General features: G+C 51.0%; 14 protein-coding genes. 4 read left to right on the top strand and 10 right to left on the bottom strand.

The genetic code is table 11. The features are described 5' to 3' along the window. Nucleotides 1-103 precede the first annotated feature (103 nt). A complete protein-coding gene (gene pgeF, locus PG728_RS01620; protein ID WP_072509263.1) occupies nt 104-850 on the bottom strand; it encodes a peptidoglycan editing factor PgeF in 747 nt (248 codons plus the stop codon). A 6-nt stretch (nt 851-856) separates the two neighbouring features. Continuing rightward, a complete protein-coding gene (ftsZ, locus tag PG728_RS01615; RefSeq protein ID WP_270625378.1) occupies nt 857-2,221 on the bottom strand; it encodes a cell division protein FtsZ in 1,365 nt (454 codons plus the stop codon). 196 nt (nt 2,222-2,417) lie between these two features. On the opposite strand from ftsZ, the gene PG728_RS01610 reads away from it, so the two are divergent. Then, a complete protein-coding gene (locus tag PG728_RS01610) occupies nt 2,418-2,846 on the top strand; it encodes an HIT family protein (RefSeq protein ID WP_270625376.1) in 429 nt (142 codons plus the stop codon). A 131-nt stretch (nt 2,847-2,977) separates the two neighbouring features. Here the strand turns inward: PG728_RS01610 and PG728_RS01605 are convergent, their stop codons facing one another. Then, on the bottom strand, nt 2,978-3,580 hold the full coding sequence (locus PG728_RS01605) for a DUF6912 family protein (protein WP_270625375.1): 603 nt from the start codon (nt 3,578-3,580) through the stop codon (nt 2,978-2,980). Nucleotides 3,581-3,838: 258 nt separating this feature from the next. Here PG728_RS01605 and PG728_RS01600 point away from each other — a divergent pair, with 258 nt between their 5' ends. Next, nucleotides 3,839-4,462, top strand: coding sequence for an Rv3235 family protein (locus PG728_RS01600; protein WP_270625374.1), 624 nt, complete (start codon nt 3,839-3,841; stop codon nt 4,460-4,462). A 58-nt stretch (nt 4,463-4,520) separates the two neighbouring features. Here the strand turns inward: PG728_RS01600 and secA are convergent, their stop codons facing one another. Both secA and metK read right to left on the bottom strand, forming a co-directional pair. Continuing rightward, the gene (gene secA, locus PG728_RS01595) at nt 4,521-7,298 is read right to left on the bottom strand and encodes a preprotein translocase subunit SecA (RefSeq protein WP_270625372.1); all 2,778 of its coding nucleotides are present in this window, start codon (nt 7,296-7,298) and stop codon (nt 4,521-4,523) included. A gap of 521 nt (nt 7,299-7,819) precedes the next feature. Further along, nucleotides 7,820-9,013 (bottom strand): methionine adenosyltransferase, encoded by a 1,194-nt coding sequence (gene metK, locus PG728_RS01590; protein WP_072509257.1) that lies wholly within the window; start codon nt 9,011-9,013, stop codon nt 7,820-7,822. Between metK and PG728_RS01585 the strand changes: the two genes are divergently transcribed. Beyond that, a complete protein-coding gene (locus tag PG728_RS01585) occupies nt 9,012-9,203 on the top strand; it encodes a hypothetical protein (protein WP_270625369.1) in 192 nt (63 codons plus the stop codon). The two genes, metK and PG728_RS01585, sit on opposite strands and share 2 nt — an antisense overlap. 75 nt (nt 9,204-9,278) lie before the next feature. Here PG728_RS01585 and PG728_RS01580 read toward each other — a convergent pair whose 3' ends face one another. Together PG728_RS01580 and PG728_RS01575 are read right to left on the bottom strand one after the other, a co-directional pair. Next, nucleotides 9,279-9,461, bottom strand: coding sequence for a Txe/YoeB family addiction module toxin (locus PG728_RS01580; protein WP_270625368.1), 183 nt, complete (start codon nt 9,459-9,461; stop codon nt 9,279-9,281). Further along, nucleotides 9,454-9,711 (bottom strand): type II toxin-antitoxin system RelB/DinJ family antitoxin, encoded by a 258-nt coding sequence (locus PG728_RS01575; RefSeq protein WP_072509255.1) that lies wholly within the window; start codon nt 9,709-9,711, stop codon nt 9,454-9,456. Before PG728_RS01575 ends, PG728_RS01580 begins: the two co-directional genes overlap by 8 nt. A 1,132-nt stretch (nt 9,712-10,843) precedes the next feature. On the opposite strand from PG728_RS01575, the gene PG728_RS01570 reads away from it, so the two are divergent. Beyond that, nucleotides 10,844-12,094: an ATP-binding protein gene (locus PG728_RS01570; protein WP_072509253.1), complete on the top strand. Its 1,251-nt coding sequence runs from the start codon at nt 10,844-10,846 to the stop codon at nt 12,092-12,094. Nucleotides 12,095-12,940: 846 nt separating this feature from the next. On the opposite strand, the gene PG728_RS01565 is transcribed toward PG728_RS01570, so the two are convergent. The 3 genes from PG728_RS01565 to PG728_RS01555 all read right to left on the bottom strand — a co-directional run bounded on the left by PG728_RS01565 (nt 12,941) and on the right by PG728_RS01555 (nt 18,773). Next, entirely contained in the window at nt 12,941-13,843 is a 903-nt protein-coding gene (locus tag PG728_RS01565) for a universal stress protein (protein ID WP_270625367.1), read from the bottom strand. A gap of 74 nt (nt 13,844-13,917) precedes the next feature. Beyond that, nucleotides 13,918-15,297: a class C sortase gene (locus PG728_RS01560; protein WP_270625366.1), complete on the bottom strand. Its 1,380-nt coding sequence runs from the start codon at nt 15,295-15,297 to the stop codon at nt 13,918-13,920. Between the two features lie 251 nt (nt 15,298-15,548). Then, complete coding sequence (locus PG728_RS01555) at nt 15,549-18,773, bottom strand: SpaA isopeptide-forming pilin-related protein (RefSeq protein WP_270625364.1); 3,225 nt, start codon at nt 18,771-18,773, stop codon at nt 15,549-15,551. Nucleotides 18,774-19,786 lie beyond the last annotated feature (1,013 nt).

The raw sequence follows: 19,786 nt of genomic DNA, 5'->3' as shown, positions 1-19,786 counted from the left end.
CTCCTTCTTTTAATGCGGGTCTATAGAAACGTTAATTGTCGTAAAGGTTTTTTTGAAGTATTGCCACGGCGTGTTTTGAAAAACACAAATAAAAAAGCACAGTTCAGCCGGAAGTAAGTTTAGTTTTCCCTAGAATAATCCCCGCGAAACGTCCGGTAGCGTTATCACGCCGATATGAATACAGGTTACGGTCTTCAAAGGTGCAGCGTTTAGACACAAAAGTAATGCGTGCTCCTGCCGCCCTAAGCTGCGAAATTACTCCGGCTTTCAAATCCAGACCGGGACTGCCTTCCCGAGTGCGTGACCAAGCAGCCGGGACGTGCCCGGTAACGTGTCGGCGCATCGCTTCTGGAACTTCATAGCAGGCTCCGCAGATTGCCGGACCGATAGCAGCATATATTTTGCCGTTTTCTGCCCCCAGTTTGCGCATTGCGATTACGGTTTCTCGCACAATTCCGGTTACTGTCCCGGCTCTACCGGCATGGACAGCTGCTACCAGCAATCCGTCATCGGAGGAAAGCAGTAGGGGAACGCAATCGGCAACCATTACGGCCGCTGCGGGGGTGGTTAAACCCAGTTCAATGAACTCCCGGCTATCAATAATTACCGCGTCCCCTTCGGCAGGAGCGTCGGTATAACCGGGGTGAACTTGCACCACCCGATTGGAGTGGGTTTGATGCATCCAAACCACTTTCCGTCCAATTGCATCGGCTACAATCCTCCGGTTCTGCGCAACTATCTCTAAGTCATCACCTACGTGATTTCCCAGGTTAAGAGTTGCATATGCTCCAGTTGATTTTCCACCAATCCGATTGGTAAAAACTGCTTGCGCACCGCCTATTTTAAACATGGCGACCTACCGCATAAAGTCGGGTACATCCAGTCCCGATTCGCGCTCGTCGTCCTCGAATACCCGAGGCACGGTGAGCGTAGAGTCATCTTCGCTCCGGTTATTTATTCCAAAGTTATCCTGGTAGCTACGTCCGCTGCCCCCTTCGTTGCGGTTAAAAGCATCTCTGGAGGGAGGGGTCACCGGTAAGCGGTGCGCCCCTCCTGAGGTGCTAACTCGGGGTAAATCTCCAACGCTGCGTTCGTCCTCTTTTAAGGCTGCTCGGCGTGGAAATGTGGGGATAGAGGTAGTGAGCGTGGAGTCCTCGGAGCTAACCGGCGTTTCTTTCACCGCCGGAGCGCTGGTGGAAGTATTTTCAGACCGCGCGGCAGAGCCGGGAACTTTCGGTTCTGATTTCATGCTTTTAGCTTTACCTTTAGCGGTTCTAGGCTCATCAAATCCGGCAGCGATAATGGTTACTCTGATTTGGTCGCCCAGGGATTCGTCTACGTTGGCACCGAAAATGATATTGGCTTCGGGGTGTACCATTTCCCTGACCATATCGGCAGCGCGGTGTACCTCGATTAGCCCCATATCTGAGCCGCCTTGGAAGAACATCAACACCCCGAGTGCTCCATCAATATCGGCTTCTAGCAGCGGGGACATAAAGGCGGCTTCGGCGGCGCGAATCGCGCGATCCTCGCCGGTGGCAGAACCAATCCCCATTAGGGCGGTTCCTGCTCCTTTCATCACGCTTTTTACGTCTGCAAAGTCTACGTTGATGAGGGCGGAGGTGGTAATCAGGTCAGTTATGCCCTGTACCCCGGAGTGGAGGACTTCATCAGCAGCGGCAAAGGCATCAACGATTGATATGTTTTGATCGGAGATTTCTAGGAGGCGATCATTGGGAATCACGATAATGGTATCGACTTCTTTACGCAGCGCCTCTACCCCGGCTTCTGCCTGGGTTTGACGGCGTTTGCCCTCGAAAGCAAAGGGTCTGGTTACTACCCCGATAGTGAGTGCTCCCATTTCTCGGGCTACTCGCGCCACAATCGGAGCGCCACCAGTGCCAGTTCCGCCCCCTTCACCGGCGGTCACGAACACCATGTCTGCACCTTGTAGGGTGTCTTTTATTTCTTCTTCGTTGTCGGCGGCTGCCCGTTCACCGACTTTGGGGTCGGCTCCTGCCCCTAGACCGCGAGTTTCTTCGCGACCGATGTCGAGTTTTACATCAGCGTCGGACATCATCAGTGCTTGAGCATCAGTGTTAATGGCGATAAATTCAACGCCTTTTAATCCGAAATCAATCATGCGGTTTACGGCGTTTACCCCGCCTCCGCCGATGCCTACGACTTTAATATCTGCCAGGTTAGTGTCTGGTACTGTCACGGTCGCCCTCCGATATAACCCTAAACCTTTAGTTTAGGGTTAGTATTGTTTGCCCTCTTGGTCAAACGAAAATCCTACGTAATAGGATTCGTTCAGCAAGTATTATCGGCGCGTGTTGCGGATTTTGCTCAAAAACTATTCTCAGCCCGCCCTCGTCCTATTATGAAAGATATAAGTATCGACCCGAGGAGGAAGTATGTCCACCATTTTTACTCGCATTATCTCCGGGGAAATTCCTGGACATTTTTGCTGGAAAGACGATATTTGTGTCGCTTTTGCCGATATTAATCCCATCACCCCGGGACACGTATTACTGGTTCCGCGCCGGGAGGTCGAAAACTATTGGGACGCTCCCACTGAGGAACTGCAACATCTGATGAAAGTGGCACAAATTATTGGACGTGCCCAGCGCGAGGCTTTCGCCACTGAGCGCTCCTGTCTGAGCATCGCCGGGTTTGATGTACCCCACCTGCATTTGCACTTAATCCCGGCAAATTCGATGGAGGACATCAAATTTGCACACGCCCACCCCGCCTCTAAGGAAGATTTAGCAGACAGTATGCATCAGTTACGTAGCGTTTTAGCTGCCCAGGGATATAGACAGGAAGCAGAGCAGGACTGTTAGCCTCCTCAGACCACCCGCAAAGGTACACAGGTACGTACAGCTCTAGGAACAGGTAGCCCCAGACTCTCGCCGGCTAGTTACTTTAATCAGTTGGCATCTAGGCGCTCTAAGGACTTGACGCTTCGCCGCTCTTAGGATTCGCGCAGATAGCGACGCAAATACTCAAGTTCACTTGCGTCAAACCAAGAAAGCGGCTCTGCTGCTAGCTGCTGCCACAGCTCAAGCCCCTGGGCGGTACTTTTTGCATTTTCTGCGCCCGTAATATCAGTGTTTTTCCCCGCCTCTATATCGTTTACCCCAAGCGGCTCATTACTAGCTGAACCATCGGGAGTGCTAGTAAAATCTCCGCGACACCAGGCTTTAGCTTGCGCCATGGTAATCGCACGTCTTACCTGTTCACAAAGGGGAAGATTTTCGCTCAAATCAAGATGCACACTGACCAGGCGCTGCCAGGGAAAAGCGTCTTTTACCGCCAAAACCCCGGGAGCGGTCTGCCCATTCAGCTCGCTTATATCTGCATCTAAGGCTGCAACTATGCGACCTTGATAGCCCTCGATAACTTTCCCCAAGCAGTCCATAGCTGCCATAGACATTGCCATATCCTCTGCTTGCTCACTATCTAGAGGATCCAGCCCCCAAAGATCGCTAAAGCTCTGATTGCCCGTCCAACAATAGGGCGAATATAGCTGTGGCTCAAAAAGGTCGTTGGCTGCCAGGGGGAGGTAGATTCGCACATACTGATTCTAACCAATAACCTCTTACTTACCTCTATCAACACCACCCACAGCCACACTTCTCCAATTTTACTAATCTCACTTTAATGATTACTTAATACTTGGCTTTACACAGCCCTTACAGGTACTTTTGCCCCGCAGGTAAAAGTGATCTAGCTCTCTAATAACGCGCAAGCGATAACCGGCAGTGACGCCCGTTCCCCCAACGCCCCTAACGGACTAGGGACCGAAATTTCTCAATTTAAAGGAACCAAGCCCATGAGCCTAGCACTTAGGCAGCCCTTCCTCCGGGAAGTAGCGCCAGCAGAATCCAGCCCTATACACAGCGAGCAACCCGCCCGCGAACTATTTCCACCAGGAAAACCAATAGTTACTATCTGCCCTCAAGACGGATCAAACTCCGGACCGGTAGCGATAATCTGTCCCGAACTCCCCCAGATTCCCCTCAGCCCAAAATATGGAGCTCTTGAAGTACAAACACTCCTACCCCCATCAAAAGTAAAACCAGAAGTACTGTCCACCTCGAAACAAGCCGAATCCCTCAGCGCTCTACCTCAGATAAAACCGTGGGTAGCCGCGGCAGTAAAAACCATATTTGAAGTGTTTTCTGGCAGACGCTCCGTACAAGCAACCGCCAACTGGTTTACCGCCGAACTGCGCAAACCTTTTCTTGCATTAGCACGCAGCGAACTTCACCATCCGTTACCCCAGCCGATTCAAGTACGACGCATCTGCTACCGGCGAGTAGGTGAAGGAACCCTCGGATTTGACGGAATAGAAGTAGCAGTCAGCATCAATGACGGCTCCCGGGTACGCGCAGTAGCCATGCGTCTAAAACCCTGGGGAAAAACCTGGCGAATCTGCGCCCTCGAAATCGGATAAATACACCGGAAAAGACCCTCAAATCCGATAAGGACGCAGACCGTGCAAACCCCACAAACTAGCGGCGTTTCTTAGCTTTCTTTTGGGCGCGGCGTTGAGCACGATTACCACCATTAGCGGCCACTTGCCGAGCAGCGTCACCACCGAATGCCGCACCCTGCTCAGACTCTCCAGCGTTCGCCGGTAGAGCCTTTGAGGATTCCTTATGTCCGGTATCCCCCATTACCGAGCCTTCAGCCAGAGCCTTCTTTTTAACCTGCTCTTCTTGCTGCTTTTCTGCCTCCAGTTGTTGTTCATAGACTTGCTGGAACTGGTGAGAGAAGTTAAAAATACCGGTAATAGTATCTTCACGCACCTGCCCCATCATGTTCTCGAACATGAGCGCGCCCTCGGACTTGTATTCCACCAAGGGGTCACGCTGCCCCATAGCTCGCAGACCAATACCCTCTTTCAGGTAGTCCATCTCGTAAAGGTGCTGTTGCCACAGCCTATCCACCGTAGCCAGCAAAACGCGGCGCTCCAATTTCGCCATCGGCTGGTCGCCAAGCTGATCAATCGCAATCGGGTTCTCGTTTACCTGATCCAGAATCTCTTCATAGGCATCGGCAATATCGTTTTGCAGCATTTCCTCTAGTTCAGAGGCGGTGATATGCAAGAAATTGCCGTCCTCGTCCTTTAAATCCGACAGCGAAGCCCGAACCGGATAGAGGGCGCGCAGGTTATTCCAAAGCTTCTCCAAATCCCATTCGTTAGAATCAGCCCCCTCGGCGGTAGCCTGAGACACTGCCTCTTTAATTAAGCTGCGCATATAGGAGGGAACCAGCTCGTCAAGATCAATTTCCTTTTGCAGAACCTCTTGGCGTTCCCGATAAATCAAATCACGCTGATCAGTCATTACGTCGTCATATTTGAGGACGTTCTTACGAATCTCGAAGTTTTGAGCCTCGGTTTGATGCTGAGCAGATTGAATCCGCCCTGACACCAGCTTGGATTCCAAAGGCAAATCTTCTGGATACATGGAAGAATTCATAAAGCGGGTAACAAACGCCGCCATATTCTTCTTCATTAGCGGATCGTCCATTGCCAAGTAGAAACGGGATTCCCCCGGGTCACCTTGACGACCAGAACGCCCTCGCAACTGGTTATCAATCCGGCGCGCATCGTGGCGTTCAGTACCGAGGACGTACAATCCCCCCAGTTCCACGACCTCTTCATGCTCGTCAGCAACCTCTGCCTCTGCCTCAGATAAAGCATCCGACCAGGCTTTACGCCATTCATCGGGAGTTTCTTCCGGGTCAAGTCCCTGCGAACGCAACTTCTGGTCAGCAATATGTTCCGGATTGCCACCCAGCATAATGTCGGTACCACGACCAGCCATATTGGTGGCCACCGTAACCATGCCTTTACGTCCCGCCTCGAACACCACCTGCGCCTCGTGAGCGTGCTGTTTAGCGTTAAGCACATTGTGAGGCACGCCGGCCTCGTCCAGCATTATCGAAAGCTCCTCCGACTTGGCAACATCGGTAGTGCCCACCAGAATCGGCTGACCTTTCTCGTGACGTTCCTTAATATCCTCCACGATTGCCTTGAGTTTTCCGCGCCGGGAAGGATAAACCAAATCCGGCTGGTCAATGCGAATCATCGGTTTATTAGACGGAATCGGAAGTACCCCAATCTTGTAGGTATTCATGAACTCGGCCGCCTCGGTTTCAGCCGTACCGGTCATGCCCGCAAGTTTGTTGTACAGGCGGAAATAATTCTGCAAAGTAATGGTGGCCAGAGTCTGATTCTCGGCTTTGACCGGGACGTGTTCCTTGGCCTCGATTGCCTGATGCATTCCCTCGTTGTAGCGCCGTCCCTCCATGACGCGACCGGTGTGTTCGTCTACGATTAGCACTTCCCGGTTGCGCACAATATAGTCGCGATCCCGTTTGAACAGCTCTTTTGCTTTAATCGCATTGTTGAGGAACCCGATTAGGGGCGTGTGGGAGGCTTCGTAGAGGTTATCAATTCCCAGGAAGTCCTCTACCGCGGCGATTCCCACATCGGTAACCCCCACGGTATGTTTCTTTTCATCTACCTCGTAATCCATGTCTCTTTCCAGGCGGGTCACCAGGGAAGCAAACTTGTTATACCACTGGTCAGCTTCACCTTGGGCAGGACCGGAAATAATCAGCGGAGTCCGCGCTTCGTCAATGAGAATCGAGTCCACCTCGTCCACGATGGCGAAATTGTGACCACGCTGCACAATGTCCTCTACTCGCTGCACCATATTGTCGCGCAGGTAGTCGAACCCGAACTCGTTATTAGTACCGTAAGTAATATCCGCTTGGTACTGTTTTACCCGCTCGGTTGGGGTTTGCCCATTGACGATACAGCCCACGGTTAGCCCCAGGAAGCGATAAACCCGCCCCATCAGTTCACTTTGATAGCTGGCCAGGTAGTCGTTCACCGTGACGACGTGCACGCCCTTGCCGCTAAGGGCATTTAGGTAGCTGGGCATGGTGGCAACCAGGGTTTTACCTTCACCGGTTTTCATCTCGGCGATATTGCCGTTATGGAGGGCGATACCCCCCATTACCTGCACGTGATAGGGCTTTTGCTTGAGGACGCGCCAGGCGGCTTCCCGCACGGTAGCGAAAGCGTCCACCAGGATTTCATCTTCACTGGCTCCATGTGCCAGTGCGTCTCTAAATTCAGCAGTTTTATCTTTCAGTTCTTCATCGCTTAACTCAGCGTATTCGTCCTCTTTTGCGAGTACTTCGCTGGCTTTACGGTCAAGACGCTTCAGGGTGCGTCCCTCACCCATTCGCAAGATTTTTTCAAAAAAAGACATTAGTTCTCCCGTGTTTTCGCTCCAGTACAGATTCTATAATTGCTTATAGCAAAACCACGATTAGGTTTTCCTCAGGGCTTAGCGGAACAAGGTTGCCCCAGGTAAAACTAGATTCCGAGCTTTATGGTTCGCGGGTGTGTTAGCGCTGGATAACCACCTTTTGCTTTAGTTCATATCAGGCCAAGCCCTGTACCGAGTGAGTCCCGATACTGTGGGGCGAACCTTGATAGGACGCACGTCACCTCGACATAGCAAGGGTCACGCCCTGCGCGAGTGCGTCCTAGGTAAATCGCGCTGAGCGCGTCCTATCTCGACCGCGGTGGCTTCATTCTAGCTAGATTGTGACGGGTACGCCCTAGCTAGATTCCTAGCAGCAATCCGAGCTAATCCCCTAGCAGCGCGAGCAGCTCAAGTTACGGTCTTAAATTTACCCGTCGGTTTTATGTTCCCAGCTTTGTTCGCAGGTGATCGCCCCCAGCCTTGTGTGCTTGTTTTACGCCCTTCAAGCCTGTTCGCCGGTTTTACGCCCCTAGTTTGGCGCGTAACTCCCGCGCCATATCGGTATCTTCCCAGGTGAACCCGGAACGCCCGAAATGCCCGTAGGCGGCGGTGCGCGAATAGATAGGTCGGCGCAGCGAAAGCCGGTCGATAATAGCGGCCGGACGCAAATCGAAAGTTTCCCGGACTGCCTGCAAAATCTGGGTCTTATCCGCTTTTTCGGTACCGAAGGTTTCCAGTTCCATCGAAACCGGGTGCGCCGAGCCGATAGCGTACGCCACCTGCAGTTCCGCCCGATCTGCAAGTCCGGCTGCCACCACGTTCTTGGCTACCCACCTGGTCGCATAGGCGGCGGAGCGATCAACTTTGGAAGCGTCTTTTCCAGAGAACGCACCCCCGCCGTGGCGCGCCATGCCTCCATACGTGTCCACAATGATTTTCCTGCCGGTAACGCCAGTATCAGCGGCCGGGCCTCCTAATATGAAGCGTCCCGCCGGGTTTACGAGGGTGCGGAAATCACTATCCTCAACCCAAGGCACCTGGGCGATAACCGGGTCAATCACCGCGGATTTTACTTCTTCGCGCAGGTCTTTTAGGTTTGCAGATGCCCGGTGCTGGGTAGAGAGCACGATGGTGTCGAGCCCTACCGGGCGTCCGTCCTCGTAACGTACCGTCACCTGGGTTTTTCCATCGGGGCACAGGTAGTCGAGGATTTTTTCGCGCCGTACTTTTTCGAGCTGCTTTGCTAAGCGGTGCGCCAACCAAATCGGGGCGGGCATTAAATCAGGGGTTTCGTTGCAGGCGTAGCCGAACATCATCCCTTGGTCGCCGGCTCCCTGCTGGTCAAAAGCATCTACTGCTAATCCTTCGCGGGTTTCCCACGAGTCTTGCACCCCTTGAGCAATGTCGGGGCTCTGGCGGTCGATAGATACCAGCACTCCGCAAGAATCTCCATCGAAACCGATATCAGAGGAGGTGTAGCCGATTTCATTGATAGTTTCACGCACCAAGGTTTGCAGGTCTACATATCCAGAAGTGGTGATTTCCCCGGCCAGATGTACCTGCCCGGTGGTCGCCATAACTTCCACGGCAGACCGGGCTTCCGGGTCTTGTTCTAACAGGGCATCGACTATGGAGTCGGCGATGCGGTCACAGACTTTGTCGGGGTGACCACTGGTTACGGATTCAGAAGTAAAAATCGACTGCTTTGGGCTCATGGTTTCCAGTTTATGGCAGGGCTGGCGGTTGCGGGAATTTCGGGACTTTTTTGGGAGGTGGGCGAGGGGGGACGAGAGAAAGGAGAGGAAGGAGAGGAGGAAGGGTGAGAGGGGAAGGAAGGGAAGAAGGGGAAAGAGGGCGAGAAGGAAAGGAGAGGAGGGGAAGGAGAGGAGGGGAAGGAGGGCGTAAGCGGAGTTAAGCGTTAGAAGTCACCATAATGAGTTCCACAAGCGTCACCGGTCACCATAATGCGCCCTTATTATGTCACCAGAGGGTGCTCCAGTACCCCGATAGGTCTCCCTTTAAAGGTTCAGGTTTACCTATACAGTTGTACCCATTACGGTCAATCGACTGTATTAACTGTAATATCCGTCTTAAAGTTTTCTTGTCTTGCTTCAGCCAATACTGAAATTCTTCCCAAGAATAATCTGTCCACGCCTTAATCACCGGGCAGAACCTCGTGAACAGCGCCGCCTGTACGGTCCATCTGCGCTATTGAGCTGCGCAAACGCTTCATATTGGATTCTGAATAGAACGGATCAATAGACACCTCAAACGGTATCCGCTTCTCCCGCACGACCTTTGCAGCAAACATGGTGTATGCACTGGTAGCCGTAAGCCCCAGTTCTTTACACGTAGCTTCAAGAGATTTTTTCAAACTAGCATCCATCCGAAAATTGACAGTTGCTTGTGCCACTTCAATCACTCCTTAAATACAAACCTCAACTTTTGAAGTACATATTACAGCTTTTACAACACAAATGGATAGTTTTTTACATTTTGCACTCAACTACCATCACGTTCACCAGTCTGAGACCCCCACTTACACAGGCTCCCACCCCCTTAGTCGGCGCGGGAGGGTGTTTTGTCACCTTCTCCGCGCCGGAGGGCGTTCCTGTACCGGGAGGGTGATTTTGTCCGGGGAGGGCGATTCTGCACCCCCCCACAAGCCACCACAGCCACAACACCGACACTTCCACCCTCCTGAGCCAGCCCCACCCTCCTGAGCCAGTTTCGCCCCCCACTCTTCTCCCCCCCTCCCTGCGGAGCGATTTCACCGGAGCAATCTAGGGAACGGGAAACACCGCCAGCCCCCTCACCCAGAAGAAAAAGGGACTAAGAAACAGCATCACACCCTATTTACGCAACACACCCCTTATGTATTAGAGTTATTTAATGAGAAAACGGCACCTCTTTTATAATCTAGCCTGTGGATAACTTTCGCAAAATTTGCCTCGGAAATAGACACGACAAAAAATGCGCAAACTCTATTAATTCAGGCACTTATTTTCCTATTCTTTTAACAGTTACTAGCTTTTCTTTAGTAACTTTTATATAAATAAAAATAAACTTAAAGCATTTAAATTAATAAAAATCAAGGGCGAATCTTAAAATGCTTAAAAAGCATAATTTTAGGCATTTACTCGTGAGAATCGGCGAATCGGCTGCCCTCAGCCCCCACCAGATCCTCGCCACCACCTTCCTCTCAAGATTGACGCGACAAGGAACCGAGAGCAAGACGCCCAGTAACAACCAGCCGAACCGAGCATGAGGTAACGATTGCTTCAATCCGAGCTGATTTTCCACGCTGAGAGCGTGCGCACCCTCATGTTTGTCCCGCATCTCATGCTTACCCTCCATCTCTTGCTCGCCTCCTGGAACAAAACCCAGTGCGCTTCATGCTCAAGTTTCACCGCGTTTATCCGGAACGTAAATGAAACGAGAACCCACCCATCCCAAAGCAATTACAACGAAAATGCAACTCATTAGATTGCGTTGCATTTGCTTTGCACGCAAACTAAAATAAATCCCATAGACAGGAGGCAAATATGCGAGAATCCGCATTCTTGGAGTTCAAATCAAGAGTCAGCAACACCTTCCTCAAGATTGTAAGCGCCTACGCGAACTTCCATGACGGTGAAATACTGTTTGGATTTGATGACACGGGAAGCAAGGTCGGTCTTGAACACCTAGATGAAACCTGTCTCGCAATCGAAAACCGCATTAATGACTGTGTTACCCCACGTCCCAGATTTTCTATCCAGATAAACCCAAAGGACAGGACTATCCGTCTTCACGTGCAGGAAGGTCCCAATAAACCCTACCTTTACAACGGGAAAGCGTACCGCAGGAGCGACAGCTCCACGGTCGAAGTCGATAGGATTGAGCTGAATCGCCTGGTGTTAGAGGGAGAGAACCTCTCCTTTGAAGAACTTGACTCCCCCGAGAAAAATCTGGAGTTTAAGACTTTATCCGCAGCTCTTCACGATCAGCTAGATATTTCAGATACCAGCATAGATGTTCTTAAAACCTTGGGGTTAATGGGGACGAATGGTTTCAACCGTGCCGCTGCCATATTGTCCGATAAGAACAGTTATCCCGGAATCGACATCATCAAGTTCGGTGCTTCCATTAACGAAATCTTGGATCGCACCACTGTCGAGCACGTTTCTGTTCTACAGCAGCTAGACACCGCTATGGAGGTTTTCGATCGTTATTTGCGCTTTGAGAAGATTGAGGGCGCGACCCGATTCACCAAAGATTTGGTTCCGCGCGAAGCTTTCCGGGAAGCAATCGCTAACGGCTTGGTTCACCGGACTTGGGATATTAATTCTCGCTTACGGGTTAGTATTTTCCCTGATCGCGTCGAGGTGTGTTCTCCGGGAGGTCTTCCGACTGGGCTTTCAAAAGAAGAGTATTTACGAGGACGAGTATCTGTGCTCAGGAACCCGATTTTGGCGGAGGTTTTCTTTCGTCTGGGACTGATTGAGAAGTTCGGGACCGGTATTTTGCGTATTCGCGAGTCCTATCGTGATGAAAAAGAGCTTCCCAAATTTGAGCTTTTAGATAACTCCATTACGGTTACTTTACCTTTTATTGGTTCGTTATCGCAGATGTCTCCCCAGGAAGAACTGCTACTAAATTCCATGCTGCGGGGTAGGTACTATTCACGTTCTGAACTGGATTTACGTTCTGGCTTTGACAAGTCAAAAACAATCCGATTGCTGAACTCCCTGCTAGATAAGCAGTTAATTCTTGCGCATGGGGAAAGCAGAGCCCGGAGGTATTCCCGGCTTTGAGAAGCATATTTTCGGGTGAGGACGACGAGCAGGAAAGATTAGGACGAGAACGCAAACGGGCTTAGGTTAGGGCGTGTTCGCGGGGAGGACGAGGATAGGAACATCCCGGCTATTAGCTTTGATGGATTCTAAGGAGTACCCTTGCGCCAAAATGAGCATCCGCAAAGCACGAACAGCACAAGAATCAGCATTCAAACCGCCCACGCCTGACAAAAACACCCTCCCAAGACCAAAACACCCTCCCGAAACGCTCTAAAACCCTCAAAACAAGCGGTCAGCCCTAAATCAGGAGGGTGAAACTGTCACGGGAGGGCGATTCTGCATTAGGAGGGCAATTCTACACACCCCCACCAACAGTTCCAGGCACGACACCAACCATTCCACCCTCCCAAGACCAAATCACCCTCCCGAAACGCTTAAGAACCCCCAAAACAAGCCGTCAGCCCTTAATCAGGAGGGTGAAACTGTCACGGGAGGGCGATTTTGCACACCCCCGCAAGCAGTTCCAGGCACGACACCGACATTTCCGCCCTCCCGAGACCAAAACACCCTCCCCAACCCGGCAGCAACGCCCAACCAGGCGGCACAGCCGCCCTCAATCGCTAGCTCCGCTGAATCCTGCTCCCACCCGACACTAACCACCCTGCACTACCCACCCGGCGCTACCAACACAGCGCGACCAACACGCCAACTTAATCTGGGTTCAAAGTCCTCAGCACCCAAGGCTCCAGCTCCAGACAAGGCTCCGCACAAACCCCCAAAAAAACAAAAACCCCCAAAAACACAAACCCCTAAAACGCAAGCCACCAAATAAGAGCCATCAAACAGCCATCACAAATCCAGCTATTATTCTTCAGCTCCCCGACCGTCCCCGGTGGGCACAACCAGTACCGGGCAGGTCGAGTGCGCCAGCACTGATTGCGAGGTGGATCCCATCAACACCCCGGCGAATCCTCCACGTCCCCGCGTCCCTACTACCACCAGCTCAACGGCGGTTGAAAATTCGGTTAGCAGTGCTGCCGGGTTTCCGTCCAGGGCATGAGCATGGATTTCAACCCCACTACCAGCACTTTCTGCTTTGCATATGGCTTTTAGCTCGTCACGCACGTCCCGCAATATGCTTTCTCGATCCACTGTTGCAGGCAACCAGGCGAGGACACCCGCCGATGATGCCATCGGAACCGCGTCCACGGCGGTCAGTTGCGCTCCCCAGAGCGCCGCCTCTTCAATGGCTCGCCGCAAGGATTTGCGCGATCTGCTCGAACCGTCTACCCCAATTACGATTTTCTTTACTGGCGTGAACTGTTGGTCGGCGCCTCTGCCGGGAACCACCACTACTGGGCAGCGTGAATATGCTGGTAACGCGGATGATGTGGCTCCCAGTAGTCTGTCTGCGAATCCGCCTGTTCCCCTAGTGCCGACGACTATCAAATCGGCTTGTTCTGACAGTTGCACCAGTACCGCCGTCGGGTCACCGGGCTCTACTCGCCCTTCCGCCTGGTAGCCTAGCTTTGCTAAGTGGGTGAGCGTCTCGTCTACTACGGTTTGTGCGCTGGCGCGAATTACATCGTTGTCTATTACCGCGAATCCGCTTTCCATTGATGCTGCCGTGTATGAGGGTAAAGCGTATGCGCATACAAGTTGTAACTGGGCGTTGTTTAGTTTTGCTCTCGCCGCAGCCCATTCGGCGGCTTGGAGTGCTTCGCGCGAGCCGTCTACCCCAACTAGGATGTTTGGTTTTCCCGCCATCTCTTTTGCCCTTTCCGCTACGCCTTTACCTACTGGTTTCTATTTTATAGGGCGCGCTAAGGGGTCGGGCTAGATTAGGTATATTTGGTTAGGATTTTTTCTTTGTGCTGGCTGAGGGCGTGCTGTTGGGGACGCTGCGGGTTTTGGTCTGCTTCATAGGAGGGGGAAAGAGGGCGTGCCCGGCTGGGGTTTTTGGAGTCGCGGAGTTTTTTCGCCCGTTCTACGCGGCTTAGTCTTGGAGATTCGGTATCTGTCGCTGCCAGAGGGGCTGCGCTAATCGCGAATAATCTTTTTATTTCCTGGGTGCCAGTTTCTCCAGTAGCTTCGCTGGTCGTACCGATAGTTTCGCTGGCTTTTTTGACTGCACTGTTATCACTTTTTATGCTCGTCATGGGTGTTTCTGTATTTTGGGCAGCGCTGCCAGAACCGGCGTATTCTTCTCCACTCACGCCCGATCCCGAGGGCCCCGACGACCCCGACGCCCCCGGAGAGGCCGGTGAAGCATCCGACCCCGGTAACCCCAGCGACCCTGGTGACACATCCGAGCCACCTGAGCCACCCGAGCCCGCAGATCCAGCTCCCGCTGAACCAGAACCACCAGAACTACCGGAATCACCCTCACCCGTATCCTTATCTTTCCGGTTCTTCCGCAAATACCGCACCACGATTGTGCCTCCGATAGCGCAGATTATTATCGGGATTATCATCCACCAGCGCAGAGCATCCCACCAGGTAGGCCCACTTTCATTCATTGGGGGGGCTTGGTTTAACGCGATTCGCTCTGCAGTTACTACTAGGCGGTGGGTGTTGATTCCGTAGGGCGTGCAGGTGAAGAGGGTTAGCAGGTCACGCCCAGCTTGAGCTTCAAATAATTCTAGCTGTGTGGGTTTAATAATGTGGATTTCTTTTACTTTGTAGGCGAGTTTTTGTCCGGCTACCTGCACGTAGGCTATGTCGCCGACTTGTACGTCTGTTAATCCGTCAAATAGGCTGGCGGTTCTCATACCTGAATGGGCGGTGAGTACCGCGTTTACTCCTTTTCCGCCTACTGGCAGTCCGGTTCCGAATAGGTGTCCGGCTCCGCGCGCGATGGCGTCATCTTCGGTGCCGTGCCGTACTGGGAGGTCGATTTTTGCTGCTGGCACGACTAGGCGTGCCATGATGTCTCCGGGGAGGGTCGCTAAGTATTCTTGGTATTCTTCTGACCCGGTTTTGGTCATTTGATACAGGTAGGGGTCGAGGATGGGGATTCCGCGAATGCGGGCGTTGTATTTTTTGGCTTGTTCTAGTAGTTGTTGCGCTTTTTCTGGTTGAGTTTCTAGTTTTTTCATTTCTTGTGCTTGTTGCCGCGCGATATCTCCGATGTGGATGTTTCCGGCAAATACGGCTACTACTGGGTAAAGTAGCAGTAGCGCGCCTACTATGGTCAGTACGCTGATTAGGATTTTCCGCATGATTTTCTCCCCTCCTTTCTACCGGTATATATTTTTAGGTGATTACCGCTTCCTTTAGTTTAATCAGTTCTTAATGGAACGAAAACTTTTATCGCTGTATATCTTTTTAAGGAGCGCTAACCCTACTGGCTGTTATGGGGTTGCTCCTCTATTTTCGATTATGAGGACGAGCCGCGATTTTAGATAGGGTTGTCCTCTGTTTTACCGATAACAGCCAGTAGGGTCGTGTTTAGAGATAATACTTTGACCTTTTAGTTTCGTTTTCTTTCAAATAGGGTTATGGTCACGGCCGCCAGTAACAGGGATAGCCCGATTAGTAATACTTGCAGGGAACCGGCGTGTCCGGACAGGGGCAGTTTTCCTTCGGGGTAGTTAACTACTTTCAGGGTTTTATCTCCCCCGGTTACGGTGTTTACATTTCCGTTTTGTTTATCTATTGTTACCGTACCGTTCGCATCTACCTGGAATTCTATTGCCTGTGGCAGGAGGGCGTATCCGGGGTATGTCTGGGTTTCTACTAACCGATATTTAACTCCGGGCATAACCGTTAGCGTAGCTTTCCCGTCGTTTCCGGTGGTTATGTTTTGTACTGGTTTCTCAGGGTTAGCAGCTTCGTATAAATCGAATTTTACGTTCTCTAGGGGGATATCTTTATCGGATACTTTGTTTAGAGCGATATCGATTGTCTGTATTGGTTCCTTCAGGTTTGGGAAGTAGAACTCGTTATCAACCAAATCTCTATAGATTTTACTAATCCTGCGCTGAACTACACCATCAGACTTAACTTTCAAGACTGCAGCATTAGTATTCCGCTCATAACCCGCAGGAGCCTCAACCTCTTGCAACGTGTAATACTCATTTACCTGCAAATCAGAAATCTCAAGACCGTCCTTACCAACGACATACTCCCCAAGCCTATTAGCCTCATCAACCTTCTGCCCCTTATACAAGACAAACTTAGCACCCTCTAAAAGCTCGCCATCAGCAGCAGAACACATCTTCGAAGCAACCGTACAGTTCCTCACAAGCGCAGAATCCGTAACCCCCAACTTAAACAACTTAAACTTCACCGCAGGAGGCGCAGCTTTCTGGTTAGGAACAAAAATCTTATTATCTACAAAAAACTCTGAACCAGCATCCGTTTGATACTTAGCCTTACCATCAGCATCAACCTCAAACGTTAAATCAGTACGATTAACCTGATAACCAGCCGGGGACGTAACCTCTACCAAGCTATAAGTCTTACCCACCTGCAAACCAGGAATCTTCAACCCATCCTTGCCAACAGTAAAATTGTCCCCAACCTTATGAGCCTGATCAAGTACAGTCCCCTCATACAAGGCAAACTCAGCACCCTCCAAAAGCTCACCATCAGCAGCAGAACAAGAACTCCAATCACAAACCGCTAAATCCTTAACCCCCAACTTAAACAACGAAACCTCAGGTTCCACAGCCTTCAAGTTCGGGAAATAAAACTCGTTATTAACAAGTGTTTTAAAGAATTTCCCGCGCCCAACCCGGACTCGCCCCCCAGTCTGAACTTCCAAGGGTGCAGGATTAGGATTCACCTCATAACCCGCAGGAGCCTCAATCTCTTTTAACGTATATTTACCCGTCTGCAAACCAGGAATCTCAAGCCCGTCCTTACCAACGACATACTCCCCAAGCCTATTAGCCTCATCTACCCTCTGCCCCTTATACAAGACAAATTTAGCACCAGCAATAAGATCACCATCAGCAGCAGAACAAGTCTTTTGACCCGTCGTACAGCTCTTCACAAACGCAGAATTCGTAACCCCCAACTTAAACAACTTAACCGTCACCCCAGCAGGGGCAGCTTTCTGGTTAGGAACAAAAATCTTATTATCTGCAAACAACTGTGAGCCGTTATCCGTTTGATACTTAGCTTTACCATCAGCATCTACTTCAAACGTGTACCTAGCACCACTAACCTTATAACCAGCCGGGGACGTAACCTCTATCAAGGTATAAGTCTTGCCCGCCTGCAAACCAGGAATCTTCAACCCATCCTTGCCAACAGTAAAAGTCTTACCAATCTGATGATCCGTATCAGCCGCAGTCCCCTCATACAAGGCAAACTCAGCACCCTCCAAAAGCTCACCATCAGCAGCAGAACAAGAACCCCAAGAACAATCCGCTAAATCCTTAACCCCCAACTTAAACAACGAAACCTCAGGAACCGGAGCCTTCAGGTTCGGAATATATAACTCGTTATTATTTCGGTTTAACGACCTAAGGTCTTTGACTTTCACATACCTAACATTGCCAGTCTTATCAACTGAAAGTGTATGAGACGTGGGATTCAGTATATACCCCGTAGGAGCCGCGACCTCTTTCAAGACATAAGTCTTGTTGGGCTGCAAAACAGGAAGCTCAACACCGTCCTTACCAACAGTGAACTCCCCACGCTTGTTAGCCTCATCAACCACAGTCCCCTCATACAAGGTAAACTTAGCACCCTCTAAAAGCACACCATCTTTAGCCGTACAAAGCCTATCGGTATCGCAATAAGCAGTCTCAACCCCCAGCTTAAATAACTTAACCTTAGTAGACACCGACTTTACATTCGGGAAATAAAACTCGTTATTCTCGAAGTAACGAGTGAACTTACTATACTTATATTTAGCCCTTCCACCCTTCTCAACGGTAAACTTGACGGCTTTAGGATAAGGCTCATAACCGTCAGGAGCCGCGACCTCTTTTAACACATACTCACCCGGCTGCAAACCAGAAATCTCAAACCCATCCGCGCCAACAGTAAAATTCTCCCCAACCTTCTTAGCCGCATCAACGCTAGCGCCCTCATACAAAGCAAACTCAGCACCAGCAACAGGCACACCATCAGCAGCAGAACACAACTTTCCCGAACTACAAACAGGATCCTTAGGTGAGAAAAGCTTCTCAACCCCCAACTTAAACAACTTAACCGTCACCTCGGTAACCGGGGCGCGCCTGGGGGATGCACAAGCAGCGCCCGAGCATTGGGAACGAGCACTGTCGGTCGAGCTAGGTTGAGCCGCGGAAGTTTCAGCAACTCCCTGATTGCGGGAAGGAGCCAATGCCCCCCCTGCCTTTGGGGTGTTGGAAACATCAGCAGGGTCTAGAACTGAATGGTAAAAGTTGCTAGCGGTAGAGAACTCTGCCGGTTTTAGCTGGGCAAACGCAAATATGGTGTTTTCGGAAACTGTTTTAGCGTCAAATTTGGGAGCGGAGGAAGCGGAATTGTCTGCGGAAGTGGAAAATAAAGTGACCGCCAACAAGGACGCGAACAGTAACCCCAGAACCGAGGCTACCCCCAGGGTACGCCGATTAAAGGCGGGAGCTTTAATGTGGTCGCTGTAGGTAGTGTCAGGGTTGCCGTGGTTAGCAGCGGATAGCTGATGGGGTTGAGCTGCGCGGTCAGCAGCATTTAAGTCATTGTTTTGACCGTTTATGTTACTTCCTGTACGTTTCACAGCTACCTCATCACATATTCGGAGGGAAATTGGCGTCTTTTAGCTAAATATTTAAGTTATATAGCAACCAATTTAGCATTGCGGTTCTCTAATAAAAAGCCAGAATAAGAAAATGGGAGATTTGAGGGAAGAAACACAAATACCCCTACAACCTGGTATTTTAGTTAAAACTTGTTCATGCAGCTTTTCTAGGGGGGGGAGAACCTTAGGCACATTTTTTCTCGTTAGTTTTTGTTCGTTTTTTGTGCGAAACTCCACGATTGAGAAACACAATGACAGCTAGCCGCTCTTTTACGTGCTGAAGTGAGTAAGAAATCTTTAAGAGAGGTAGGGCTACAGCTCTAGCCGGACAGTTGCAAACGGCAGGTTTCACGCCAATGAGCACCTTGAAAATGACCTAGCGGGCGGGTTTCCAACTTAGAGGGCATGCCCTGTTTTTGCTTTTCCCGCTGGGGACGTAACAAACCTCCCTATCATCATTAGGCTGTAGCTCGCCTTGTTTTTTGCTTCTCCGGCTTGAGGGGTTTGTTTGGGGTAATCTCCCGTATGGGGGGTTGTTTTTGTAGGGCGGGCTGTCGGGTTTCCAACTTAGAGAGCGTGCCCTGTTTTTGCTTTTCCCGCTGGGGACGTAACAAACCTCCCTATCATCATTAGGCTGTAGCTCGCCTTGTTTTCGGTTTTTCTGCTTGAGGGGTTTGTTTGGGGTAATCTCCCGCGTGGGGGGTTGTTTTTGTAGGGCGGGCTGCCGGGTTTTCGGGAACTGCCAACCAGGGTATCTTGATCCCGAATGCTGGGAAGGTAAACCACGGTACTCCTTCTAATAGGGTTCTTTCCAAGCACGGCGATATCGTAATCAAGAAGATTAACGGAGACGGCACCAAAAACCGGTGCTGGCTTTTTTGGGGAAAAAGGGCGTGCCGGTTTTTTGGGGTTATATGGTTTACCGCCCCTCCCTATTTGGGGGGGCGGTAAACCGTTTGGGGGTTATTTCTTTTAGTATTTACGGGTTCGGG

The sequence above is a fragment of the Varibaculum timonense genome (genome assembly GCF_027694345.1).
GTDB lineage: Bacteria > Actinomycetota > Actinomycetes > Actinomycetales > Actinomycetaceae > Varibaculum > Varibaculum timonense_A.
The sequence above is the reverse complement of the archived record's forward strand: the minus strand, read 5'-3'. Positions and strand labels throughout refer to the sequence as shown.